Here is an 11,588-nt window from a genome sequence, read left to right on the forward strand (position 1 = left end):
AGCAACGTTGCCGCTCCTTCAACCGGCAGCGGCCGGGCGTCTCGATTGCACGCGTGAGCCCGGCCGCTGCCTCCATCTACCACGGTGAGGCAGCGATGGAGAGTCAAGAGTATCGGGTCGGCGGCGGTGGGTTGCCGGTTGTGGTGGGGTGTCTGCGGCTTGCCGTGGAGATCGACGGCGTGCGGGAGGCGGGGTGAACCGGCGCTGTGGGTGGGCGGAACTACCCGGTCAGGTAAGGGAGTTCATTGCCTCGGTCGCCGGCCCGGTGGAGTCGGTTGCGCCGGTGGTCGGTCCGTATACGAGTTCCTTTGCCGGGACGGTGACGACCGCTTCCGGTCCGCTGTTTGTGAAGGTGGCGGAGGAGGCCACTGCGCCGTGGTCGGCTCGCGCGCAGACGAGTGAGGTTGCGGCGAGTGCGGTGACGGGGGTGTTGTCGCCTCGGTTGGTGCGGCACGGGGTTGTCGACGGGTGGCGGGTGCTGGTGTTCGAGCATGTCGAAGGCCGCCCGGTGCAGTTGGGCCTGGACTCGCCGGATTTGGCGCAGGTGGTGGGCGCGGTGGATCGGATCGGGCGGATTCGTCCGGGACGGAGCGCCGGATTGCCGACTCTGGTGGGGCGGTTGCGGGATTACGTGCCGGCGGGGCGTACCGGGCCGTTGTGTGGGGATCGGTTGCTGCATACCGATCTGACAGCGGCGAACATGATCGTGCGGCCGGATGGGCGGCTGGTGGTGGTCGATTGGGGCCAGGTGGCGGTCGGGCCTCGGTGGGCGGAGGTGGGGTTTCTGGGGGCGCATCTTTTGGTTGCGGGGCACGATCTTGGTGAGGTCCGGCGCTGGATGTGGCGATTCCCCGAGTGGCGTCGGACGCCGCATTCGGCTCGGCGGGCGCTTGCCGAGGCGATGGTCGCGCGGTCGGGCGGCGAGGCGGCCTGGTGGCTGAGCCTGGTGGGTGCGCCGGTTGTGCCGGTTGCGCCGGATGAGGTGGGTCGGTGATCGGGGGAGTTCTTGGCGAGCGCGCGGAATCCCTTTCCCGACCGTGACCGGCGACGGGCGAAGGGGTGGGGCTCGACTTTGGCCAGTGGACCCCACCCCCGCGTGCCTCCGACAGAAGGACACGTACTCACGATGACATATCAATTTGGATGGACCCAAAACCGCTCGGCGCACACGGTGGGCGGGGAACGTGATCGGCAGGACGAGCGGTTGGGTCTGCTGGTTCGAGAGTGGGTCGATGGGGTGGATGCCGAGACCGTTGCGCTCGCTCCGCCCCCGGCGCTGGTTCGGCGTGTGCGGCTGCCGCTGCGCCTGCGGTTGCTTCGGTGGTGGCGGGCGAGGCGGTTGTCGGTGCGGTTTCGTGCGCTGCGGTCGGATGGGCGGGACGGGCGGGACGGGCGATGAGCACTCGGCGGCGGGCTTCGGGGAGTACGCAGGAGGACATCGATCGGGGTCGGGTGTTCTTCGAGCGGTATCGGCACGCTTGGTGTCGTGACGGGTATTCGGGCCGCGAAGGTGTGCTGATGGACGTGCAGGGGCGGCAGGTCCATCTGCGGTTGCGGAGTGGGATCGAATTCGCGTGTCGGGTGGGGGACTTGGTGGTCCTTCGGCTGCCGCCGCCGATTGTGTACCAGAGCGTGAGGTACGTCGGTGGGGAGGGCACGGCGATGCGAGCGGATGGCGTGCTCACGGAGCTGTGCGCGGTGGACGCGGGGATGTTGGCGACGGTCCAACCGGCGGTTGGTTCGGCGTGGTTCGCGTTGTTGTCGGACCTGGAGCGGGTCGGTTGTCCGTTGGGTGCGGTGGCGGGGTGGGCGGAACCTCCCTTCCTGCCGGAGGGGGTGGGGTGAGAGCCGGATAACTTCCGGATTTTGTTGGTGATTTGGCGCGCTGCCCATTCGGACTGCCGTACGGACACGGGTGTTCCGGCCCGGGTCGGCTTGCCCGATTCTCGGCGGGGGCGACTGTCCGCTCGGCGTCGTTGTGCTGGGCTGGTGCACGGCAGCCCTGGGTCGGTACGGCGGGGCCGGGTCGTGGTGGGTGGCCGCCGTCTCGTCGTTGCTCGTCTCCTCCGGGGCCGGGGTTTTGGGTGGAAGATTCCATTGATCATTTTCGATTCTTCGGATCGCATCCGAACTCACGCATCGAATATAAAATACCCAATTGACATACTTTATGATGGATATCGATGAAATCATGCTCCATGCATTTGGTGTCTCGAGGGTTCGACGATTTATTTCATTGACTCTTCGTGTCTCTTTGAATACGCTCCACGGATCAACCAGGCGCTATGGGGAGCGCTTAATCTGGGGGGGATATGAGTAAGAATATCAAGCGCCTTTCGGCTGCCGTCGTTGCATTTGCGGCAATTGCAGTCATGCCATACTCCGCTACCGCCGAAACACCCGCTCCGCTGTCCGCGGACGTGTTGGCGGCCATGTCTCCAGAGGCGCAAGGGCGACTCCTTGAGCCGCTGCGCGTGGCCGCCGACGGCGTGGTCCGGGTGGGGCGCGACTTGCGCGCGGACATCTACACCTCGGCGGAGATGAGCGCGGACTACAAGGTCCTCAAGGTGTATCTCACCGACACATCGCAGTCCGATGCCTTCATCGCACAGGTCCACAAGAAATACCCGAAACTCGACACGAAGCTCATCGTTGTAAATCAGGGGAAGAACTCCGAAGCCTCGATGATCCGGGAGGCATCGATATTCCTCGACGACAAGACGCTGCCGTTCGAGGTCTATTCGGCGAGTCTCGCAGGCGATGGTGGAGGCATTACTCTCTCCGTAAGCGATCCAGGAAGCGCGAGCAGTTTCCTGACAGCGGCGAAGGGTCGCAACAGGACGGCTTCCCCCGCGCTCGACATCCGCGTGGAGAAGGGACAAGCGGGCAAGCTGCTGTCCCGAGAAAACGACTTCCCTCCGTTCTACGCCGCAGGGGCCTTCGGCGTCGGGTCCAGCCCGGAACGTGCCAACTGCACAAGTGGAATACCGACCATCAGTACCTGGGACGGTCGGCAATGGTTGGTCACCGCAGGACACTGCTATGACGTCGGCACCCAGGTGTACACACACGGAGGAACGTACGTCGGCCAGGTCAAGGCAAAGGACCCCAACGTCGACGCGGCTTTCATCGAGGCCGAGACCAGTGCCTTCACGTGGGACGGCAATGACGAGAACGGCTACACTCGCGCGCTCAACGGCGCCCGGTCCACCGTGGCCGGGGACTTCGTCTGCAACCTGGGCTACAACACCAAGGTCATGTGCAACATCCGGACCGCCGGTTCCAATATCTGGCCGGTGAACGGTACGAACATCGTGGGTTCGGTTGGCGGCCAGTGGGATGGCTACTACGCCGCCACATCCGGTGACAGCGGAGGACCGATCATCACCATCAACGATGCGAACAGCCGCCAGATCAACGGGACCGTCAGCACCGGATTCTATTGCGACGGCCGAAACTGTAAAAGCGTCGGATGGCCGAGCGCCGTCGCCATCATGGATCAATTCTCCGTTCGTCTCAACGTCCGCTGACGTTCCCTTCGTCCGGTGCGACCACGATCGTCGTTGCACCGGACGAAGCGCGTCTCACCGCAGCCCGTCGAGCTTCGCCATCGAGATCAACAACGGATAGGACGCATCGATCGCGCGGCCGACGGGTCGGTTACCGTCGGCCGTCGGCGGCGTCATGACGAGGGCCACCGTGTACCTCCCCGGATCCGCCCACACCTGCTGCCAGGTCACGCCGCCACACAACCAGGTCGGCGCCGCCTGTCGGATCGTCTGATCCGACGGACGCCAATCCGGGCTGCGCAGCGGACGCCCGGGTGGGAGCGCCCCGGCCTGGACCGGGCCACCCACCACGACCCCGTCCCGCAGCACCAACACGGTCGGATACACCTCGGTGGCGTCCAACCCCGTGGCCGAAGGCGGGCCCAGAGTGGTCGTAACGCGCGGCGGACCGTCCGATGTCTCGACGGGACGCTCGACGGTCAGCGGCGACAGAGCGAATCCGTCGAACCGCTCGGCGGTAGGAAGTCCGATCGGTTGACCGCACGTGAACAGGCCCGGCTCCTGAGCCCCCCATGACGGCACGCTGCCGAGGACCGGCGCGCCGGCCGACCGGTCGGGAGACGGGGACTTGCGCACGACCGCGGCGAACACCCCCACGCCACACACCGTCACCGCCATGGCCGTCGCGGCCCCCGCGATGCGCAACCGGCGGCGTCGCCGTCGCCGGTCGGCTTCCGCCATCAGAGCCTCTCGGGACATCTCCCGGAGCGGGCTCGCCTCACGGGAGAGGGTGTCCAGGGTCCGGCGGATGTCATCTCCGTTCGAACTCATGATCTTCCTCCTCGGTGTTCGTCGTGTCCGCGCTCGTCGACATCCGCCGCAACGCGCCGCGCGCGGCGCTCAGCTGGCTCTTGACCGACCCCTGACCACACCCCAAGAGGTTCGCGATGTCGGCAACCGGAAGGTCCTCCAGGTAGTACAGGACCAGGCAGGTCCGTTGTCCCGGGGGCAATCGCCCCAATAGTTCGCGCGTCCACAACCGCGCGGATACCTGCGACTCCGGTCCCTCTTCGTCGAACGACGCCTGTCGCGTGCGGAATATCGGTCGCAATCGTGCCCATCGACCCGCCCGTCGGGACTCGTCGATCACGAGGTTGACGATTGCCCGGCGAATGTATGCCTCCAACTCCGCGAGATCGTGCGGATGACGCCGGGCAAGGGTGCGCACCAAGGCCTCCTGCACCAGATCGTCGGCCCGATCGTCGTTCCCACACAACAGAAAGGCGTATCGCTTGAGTGCCTGACCACGAGTGGCCACCAGGGACTGCACTACTTCCCCGTCAACGCCCATCCGCCCTCCCTCGCCAGTGCGTTCGGCCCCTCGTCGTCACCGTTTCCGTCACACCCCTAAAGAACGAACAACCCGCGCGACAGGTTGGCAACGTCGGCCGGCAAGTTTCCGGGGTTCTTCCGCACCGATCCCGATTCGACCTTCGGCATCGAGTTCGCGCCGGTGCGTATGATCACCGGCGGTACACACGTGCGCGGTACGGTGAGGCAGCGATGGAGAGTCGAGAGTCTCGGGCCGGCGGTGAGTTGCCGGTCGTGGTGGGTTCGTGGGTTCGGCATGTGGATGGGCGTGGGGATCTTCCGGAGGGGACGTGGTCCTTCGGCCGCTGCCGATTCTGTACCGGAGCGGGAGGTACGTCGGTGGGGAGGACGGCGATGCGAGCGGACGACGGCGTCATCGCGGACTTGAGCGCGGTGGCCAAGGGCATGTTGGCGACGTTCCAACCGGCGGTCGGTTAGGCGTGGTTCGCGTCGTTGTTTGACCTGACCTGACCTGACCTGACCTTGAGCGGGTCGGTTGTCCGTTGGGTGTGGTGGTGGGGTGGGCGGAACCTCCGTTGCTGCCAGCCGGGCGATTGACGTAGGTATCGCTGGGAGCGCCTCGACAACAAGGCACTCCTGGCGCGCCCGGTCGGGTGCGCGGGCGGCCAGCCGGTCCGCGCACGCTGACTTTCTCCAGCATGGCGATGAACTGAGTGGTCGCTGCTGCCCTGGTCGGCTTGGCTGGTTCGTGGTCGGGGGCGGTTGGCCGCTTGGTGTCGTGCTGTTGGGCTGTTGCCGTGGTAGCCCTGGGTCTGGTCGGCGGGGCCGTCTCGTGGCGGCTGCCGCCGTCTCGTCGTTGCACGTCCGCTCCGCGGCCGGGGTTTTTTGCTTGGTGCTCCGCATCCGTGCTGCCCGTCCACTACGTGGCCGTTGCTGCCGGGGTCGGCTTCCCCGATTCGTGGTCGGGGGCCGTTGTCCGGGCGGCGGGCCCGGTGCCCGAGGCCAAGCTTGTTCCGCAGCCTGTCACGGCTCCCGTCGGGTCCGAAACCGGATCCCGACGAGGCCCCCAGGGCTTGGGGCTGTTGGTGACCTGCGGTTTTGCCTGGCGCCTGAGCTGCGCAGGTCGGCGAGTGCGGGTTTCGTGCTCCTCGGTCGACTATCGAGGCTCGACAGGGCTGAACAGGCCGCGTTCCGACGGGAAATCGGGCACTGGACAGACTTGGCCGACGAGTCGCATGCGTACCCGAACACGAGCCGGCCAATCGGGCGAAGCCGGAGCGTGTTGCGAGTGGAAAGGTTTGCGGCTTGGTGGGTCACGCTGCGTTGGGGTCAGCGCAGGGCGGTGAGGCACGAGAACGGTAAAGAACCGGACCAGGGGTCTGTTCGGCGGGTCTTGCCGGACAGGCCCCTGGAATTCGCCTGGCCTCGGGGAGGGCTCAGTGCTTGAGCGTGAAGGTGAAGTCGTCGGACACCTTGCCGGTCAGCCGGACTGCCGAGACGAGTTTCCCCTCCGTGATCAGTCTCTCGACCTCGGCTCGTGAGAGACCGCATCCTTCGGCGATCAGTCGCACCGGCCGGACGGGGATCCGGGCGGTGAAGCGGACCGAGACGTCGATCACCTCGCGGTCCGGGTGCTGCGATCCGCCGGTGTCGAGGCGCCAGGCGTTGTCCCAGTCGAGGGCGATGCGATTGCGGCGCTGCACGACCGGATCCTGGAGCAACTCGGCGGTCAGGCCGGGGTCGTTGTCGTGCAGCCGGTCCAGCAGTTCGGGTCGTACGGAGCGCACTTTCCCGCGCTCCAGGACCGTGAGCTTCGCGGTTTCCCCGCACGCGGTACAGAGCGCGAGGAGCCAGGCGTCGATGAGCTTGTGGTTGGCGTTGACGCGAAATCTGCCGCTTGCCCGGAAGCGCTCGGACGCGCACGCGTGGCAACGGCGGAGTACGAGTGGCAGGCAGGTGGGTATGACCACCCAGTTTTCGAGCACAGAAGTACACCGGTTCCAGTGAGAAGTCCGCAGCAAAAAGCAGCGCGGCGCACATGCGCGACGCGCGACGAATCAGCACTCGGGAGGTCTCACACGGTGTACAACGGCAGGTCCTTGCCTGGACGACTTGGTTCGGCGGCAGGGTAATGGCGCGCGGCGGTGCTGCTCCACCGGTTTTCGAGCGCCTCACCGCCGGGCGCGGCACCAGTGCGCGGGCCGGGCAACGTCTGCTCTGTAGGGGGCGGTTCGGTGCCTCCTGAGACGATCGCAAGGCGTGTGACGTCCCAGGGAGGGTCATGGAGATCATCGAACGCACGATCAGCGGGCCTTGCGAGGGTTTGCTGGTCGAGCCGGTGGGCGGCAGCAGGGCGGGTGTGCTGGTGTTGGCCGGTTCCAGTGGCCGCGTCGACGCCGAACGTTGCCGTGTGCTCGCCCGCGCCGGGATGACTGCGTTGTCGATTCGTTGGTTCGGTGGTGATGGCCAGGCGCCGGGAATCTGCGAGATTCCGCTGGAGAGGTTTGTTGAGGCGATCGACCTTCTGCGGGTCAAAGTCAAGGCAGGAGGGCGAGTCGGCGTCCTTGGGGTTTCCAAGGGAGCTGAAGCGGCACTCCTGACGGCCGTCCACGATCCACGCGTCGATGCGGTGGCGGCCCTGTCTCCCACCTCCGTGGTCTGGGCGAACGTCGGCCCCGGCGCGGACGGTCGGACCTATCCCTATCGGTCGTCCTGGACGTGGAAGGGCAAGCCCGTTCCGTTCGTCGCCTACGACGGCGGCTGGACTCCTGTCGAGGCGGAAGGTGAGCCGGTGTCCTGTCGGACCCTGTACGAGCAGAGTCGGCAGGCGTGTGCCGAGGCTGCGCGCGCGGCCGTGATTCCGATCGAGCGGTCCGCCGCTCGGGTTGTGCTCGTGGCGGGTGGGGACGATCGCATGTGGCCGTCGCTGGTCTTCGCGCGGGAACTGGCCGCGCGCCGCGCTTCGGTGGGGCGCCCGGCCAGGCTTGTCACCTCGCTCGACGCCGGGCATCGTCCCCGGCTGCCCGGGGAAGGGCCCGCCGGGCACTCCGACCGGTTCCATTACGGTGGCACGGCGGAGGCCGACGCGGCGCTCGGTGCCGCCGCGTGGCCGTACATCGTTGCCGCGCTGACCGGAGATCTTCTTCGCGCCGGCAGCTGACCGGTCTGTGGAAGCGTGCGGACAACGACGAACGACTTGCTGTCTGTCGTCCAGGTTCACGGGTTTTGGCAGGGCAGTTGGTGTCGGCGTGTGGTCGTGGTCGCGGTCGATCTCGACGGACATGGGCTGTGGTGCGTCGCGCTGGGTGTGGCGGTCCGGCGCGGGGGGCGTTCGCCACCGAACCGTCACTGGTCGCGACCGTCACCGCCTCATCCGCGGCGGCTGCCGGCGCCGATCGGATACCAACGATCGGCGCCGGCCGGCCATGCCTCCTCGTGGTCGCGTACGGCCTGGGTGGTCTGGTTGCCGGCGCGCCAGCGGAGCTTGCTCCGGAGCTTGTGGGTGGGTTGGGCTGGGTGGCCGCGCTCCCGCCGGTGAGCGGAGCACCGGCGGGCTTCTTCGACGCGGTCCGCGGAGACGGGACGGGCAGCCCGGCCCGTGACGTGGGCGTGGCGAGGGGCCGGGGTCGCGCCGTCGCGGGCATCAGGGGTGCGGCCAGCCGGGCGATGTCCGCCAACTCGGACCGGTGCTGCGGCAACACCGCCGTCAACCGCCGGTGGATCGACAGGAACTCGGCCGCCTCGCCCGGGGTGTAGGGACGCCGCTGCTCGCCCAGCAACGCCCACACGGCACCGGTCGAGTGAGCCCACCGACCATCGAGGCCAAGCTCGTTGCGATAGACCGCCGTGTGGTCCCGCCGCATGACCGTCACCGAGTCCACCGACGCACCGTGCTCGGCGACGTGGACCGAGTCCAGGACCGCGCGCAGGCACCGGTCGTGCCCCGAGACCGTGGTGAACCGGGCCGGGCCGGACCCGCTCACCTCGGCGTAGCGGGCGGCGGTGCCCTGGCGACTGTCCGCCTCGCGAACGGCCAGGACGACGAGTTCGATTCGGTAACCGGCGCGGCGGTCCGCGGCGACGTCGGCGAGGAACGCTTCGGCGCTGCCCGGGGAGATCTCCACGATCATGTCGCCGCGGCGCGCACGGACGTACGCCATGGCCTGGTCGCGCCAGGCCCGGTAGTCGACACGAATACGTTCGCCCGCAGTGCGGGGGTGTTCCCGGAGCAGTTGCGGATAGTCGGGGTGAGCCGCCTTGAAGTCCTCGGCGGTGATCCGGACGGGTCGGCGGTGGCGCATGGCGCGGTGGGCCAGGTGCGCCGCGCGGGTCTTGCCCGCGCCCGGCTGGCCCATGATGTACACCGCCACCGGGCGCTCGTGCGCGGTGACCTCCCCCATCTTCGGAACGAGCAACTCGTCGAAAATCCTCGTGTGTTCGGCGGTGGACAAGCGGTGGTAGTCGACGCCGGGCGGCTCGGCGATCGCCCGGGCGATCCGCCGGACCGGCTCGGCCAGGGCCGCGGCGCGGTCCGCGTCACGCCGGACGGCCAGGCGGTGGTCCTCGGCCGGCGGTTCGCGATGCAGGCGCCGGTCGGTGTCGATCAACTCGGCCCGGAATCGGATCGTCTCCGGTGCGGTCCACGGCCTGGTCCGCTCCGCGACCAGGGCCGCGTCGGCTCCCGGCGCGCGGACCCATTCGCCGTCCGCGCCCGCCTCGTTCGCGTACACCACACTCGCGTCACGCCGCACCACGGTGACCCGATCCGCCAGGCCCTCGGCCTCGACCACCGCCAGGACCCGTGGTAACGCCCGCGCGCAGGCGTCGTGGTTGTCCCACGACACGTACCGACCCCTGCCGTCCACCGCACCGGTGACGTATCGAGCCAGGATCCCCAACTGGCTCCAGGCCTCCGGTGTGGCCAACGCGAGGACCTCGACCCGGAACCCGGCCCGGCGATAGGCAGCCACATCGACGCGAAACGTGTCGACGTCGGCCAACGCCGTCTCCACCACCGCGTCGAAACCCCGATCGCGTACGTGGGCCTCGAGTTCGGCCTGCCAACGGCGGGTGTCGGCACGCACCACCGCGCCCGCGGTACGGACGTCCCGCGCCAACGCCTCGGCATAGTGGCGGTGGAGGCTCTTGTACAAGTCGGCTCCGATCCGAACCGCACCGCCCCGACGATCGAGCACCGGACGGACGAGGTCAGCGATCGCGGTCTTCCCGCTGCCCGGCTGACCCGCCACGAACACCACCACCGGCCGGTCCTGGCAGACGGCGCCGGCTGTCCAGGTCGGCAGGATCCGGTCGGCCAACACCTGGTGGAACTCGTGGTCGGGCAACAGGACATCGCTCTCCCCCACGGATCCTCCTGACGGTTGTTCGGCGCAACACTCGGGGAGCGGGGAACTCGACAGGCAGGACGAGCGGTCGAGGTTGTCGGTTCGCGAGTGGGTGGACGGGTCGGACGTCGAGCCTCTCCCGCCCGCGCCGATCCCGCCACTGGTCCGGCGTGCACGGCTGCGCCCGCGTTGGCGTCGGGTGTGGCGGGTGTGGCGGGTGTGGCGGGTATGGCGGGCGTGGTGAACGTGGCGGGTTTTTGCGCGGTTTCGTGCGTTGCGGCCGGGAGGGCGGGACGGGCGATAAGGAACAGATGAGGACCAGATGAGGGCGAGGAGACGGGTTTCGGGGGGACAGAGGAGGACCTCGACTGGAGACTCCGTCGGGGTTGACGGAGCCGCCAACCGGCGCGGAATTCGGCCCGCACGACGGTGGAGGGCTCGGCGAACTCGCAGTGGAACCCCGCCGAATCGGGAGAGTTGATTGACTGGCGGTCATGACCTCACCGGTGTTCGAGACAACAACCCCTGACTCGCTCGTCTACCTCGACCGTCTCGCCGTGACCGACCTTGGCCGCTCTTACAAGGGACGCATGCTCGATGAGCTCGACGTCCGACCGGGCCAAACGGTGGTGGATCTCGGTTGCGGCCCGGGCACCGATCTCGGCGCACTCGCCGATGCTGTCACGACGACGGGCGCAGTGATCGGCATCGACCACGATCAGACCGCAGTCGACGCAGCCAGAGAGCGCAGCGCCGACCGGGACTCTGTCACCGTTCACCTCGGCGATATCCACGACCTGCGGCTGGCGGACCGCACGGCGGACCGCGCCCGCACCGACCGGGTCCTGCAACACGTCGCCAATCCTGTACTGGCGCTCCGCGAAATCCACCGCGTACTGCGGCCCGGCGGACGGGTCATCATGGGCGAGCCCAACTGGGACACCCTGACCATCGACCATCCGGACGTCACCCTGTCGCACGCCTACACCCAGTACGTCACGGACAAAGTAATCCGCAATGCCCGTATCGGCAGCCAGCTTCCACGGCTGGCGGCGGAGGTGGGCTTTGCGGTGCCCACGGTCATCCCGGTAACGCCGGTCTTCCGAGATGTCCGGACTGCCGACCAGATCCTCGGATTGGAACGCACCACACAACGCGCCGTCGCTGCCGGGTACTTCACCGAAGAGGCGGCACGACGCTGGCTGGACCACCTCGATGGCGGCTCGTTCCTCGCGGCGGTGACGTTCTATATCGTCGTGGCCGAGTCATAGCCGCTTGGCGTCGTGCGGCGCACCCTTTTCGCAGTCGCCCTGGGTCCGTTCGGCGGGGCCGGGTCGTGGGGGGTGGCCGCCGTGTCGTCGTTGCTCGTCCCCTCCGGGGCCGGGGTTTTTGCTTGGTGCTT

At 67.9% G+C, this 11,588-nt stretch carries 8 protein-coding genes and 1 pseudogene; 5 read left to right on the forward strand and 4 right to left on the reverse strand.

Annotated elements, in window-relative coordinates:
- The first annotated feature begins 475 nt into the window (after nucleotides 1–475).
- The 3 genes from ABIA38_RS37285 (at nucleotide 476) to ABIA38_RS37295 (ending at nucleotide 3,530) form a co-directional block, all read left to right on the forward strand.
- Nucleotides 476–994, forward strand: a complete 519-nt coding sequence (locus ABIA38_RS37285) for a phosphotransferase family protein (protein WP_424643410.1) — start codon at nucleotides 476–478, stop codon at nucleotides 992–994.
- A 401-nt stretch (nucleotides 995–1,395) separates the two neighbouring features.
- A complete protein-coding gene (locus tag ABIA38_RS37290; protein ID WP_424643411.1) occupies nucleotides 1,396–1,845 on the forward strand; it encodes a hypothetical protein in 450 nt (149 codons plus the stop codon).
- 467 nt (nucleotides 1,846–2,312) lie between these two features.
- Entirely contained in the window at nucleotides 2,313–3,530 is a 1,218-nt protein-coding gene (locus tag ABIA38_RS37295; protein WP_424643412.1) for a hypothetical protein, read from the forward strand.
- Between the two features lie 54 nt (nucleotides 3,531–3,584).
- On the opposite strand, the gene ABIA38_RS37300 is transcribed toward ABIA38_RS37295, so the two are convergent.
- The 3 genes from ABIA38_RS37300 to ABIA38_RS37310 all read right to left on the reverse strand — a co-directional run bounded on the left by ABIA38_RS37300 (nucleotide 3,585) and on the right by ABIA38_RS37310 (nucleotide 6,826).
- Nucleotides 3,585–4,340 carry a hypothetical protein gene (locus ABIA38_RS37300; RefSeq protein ID WP_424643413.1) on the reverse strand — a complete coding sequence of 252 codons (756 nt, stop codon included), beginning with the start codon at nucleotides 4,338–4,340 and terminating at the stop codon, nucleotides 3,585–3,587.
- On the reverse strand, nucleotides 4,321–4,839 hold the full coding sequence (locus ABIA38_RS37305) for an RNA polymerase sigma factor (RefSeq protein WP_424643414.1): 519 nt from the start codon (nucleotides 4,837–4,839) through the stop codon (nucleotides 4,321–4,323). Before ABIA38_RS37305 ends, ABIA38_RS37300 begins: the two co-directional genes overlap by 20 nt.
- A 1,438-nt stretch (nucleotides 4,840–6,277) precedes the next feature.
- The gene (locus ABIA38_RS37310) at nucleotides 6,278–6,826 is read right to left on the reverse strand and encodes a DUF1062 domain-containing protein (protein ID WP_424643415.1); all 549 of its coding nucleotides are present in this window, start codon (nucleotides 6,824–6,826) and stop codon (nucleotides 6,278–6,280) included.
- A gap of 296 nt (nucleotides 6,827–7,122) precedes the next feature.
- Between ABIA38_RS37310 and ABIA38_RS37315 the strand changes: the two genes are divergently transcribed.
- A complete protein-coding gene (locus ABIA38_RS37315; RefSeq protein WP_424643416.1) occupies nucleotides 7,123–8,001 on the forward strand; it encodes an alpha/beta hydrolase in 879 nt (292 codons plus the stop codon).
- A gap of 679 nt (nucleotides 8,002–8,680) precedes the next feature.
- Here ABIA38_RS37315 and ABIA38_RS37320 read toward each other — a convergent pair.
- Nucleotides 8,681–10,207, reverse strand: a pseudogene (locus ABIA38_RS37320) (zeta toxin family protein); the annotation flags it as partial.
- 473 nt (nucleotides 10,208–10,680) lie between these two features.
- Here ABIA38_RS37320 and ABIA38_RS37325 point away from each other — a divergent pair.
- Nucleotides 10,681–11,457 carry a methyltransferase domain-containing protein gene (locus tag ABIA38_RS37325; protein ID WP_424643417.1) on the forward strand — a complete coding sequence of 259 codons (777 nt, stop codon included), beginning with the start codon at nucleotides 10,681–10,683 and terminating at the stop codon, nucleotides 11,455–11,457.
- The last annotated feature ends 131 nt before the right edge of the window (nucleotides 11,458–11,588 follow it).

The sequence above is a fragment of the Embleya sp. AB8 genome, assembly GCF_049739465.1.
Lineage (GTDB): Bacteria > Actinomycetota > Actinomycetes > Streptomycetales > Streptomycetaceae > Embleya.

Coding starts and splice junctions, on each gene's coding strand:
- ABIA38_RS37290 (WP_424643411.1), top strand. CDS start 1,396: ATGAGCACTCGGCGGCGGGCTTCGGGGAGTACGCAGGAGGACATCGAT.
- ABIA38_RS37300 (WP_424643413.1), bottom strand. CDS start 4,340: ATGAGTTCGAACGGAGATGACATCCGCCGGACCCTGGACACCCTCTCC.
- ABIA38_RS37325 (WP_424643417.1), top strand. CDS start 10,681: ATGACCTCACCGGTGTTCGAGACAACAACCCCTGACTCGCTCGTCTAC.
- ABIA38_RS37295 (WP_424643412.1), top strand. CDS start 2,313: ATGAGTAAGAATATCAAGCGCCTTTCGGCTGCCGTCGTTGCATTTGCG.
- ABIA38_RS37315 (WP_424643416.1), top strand. CDS start 7,123: ATGGAGATCATCGAACGCACGATCAGCGGGCCTTGCGAGGGTTTGCTG.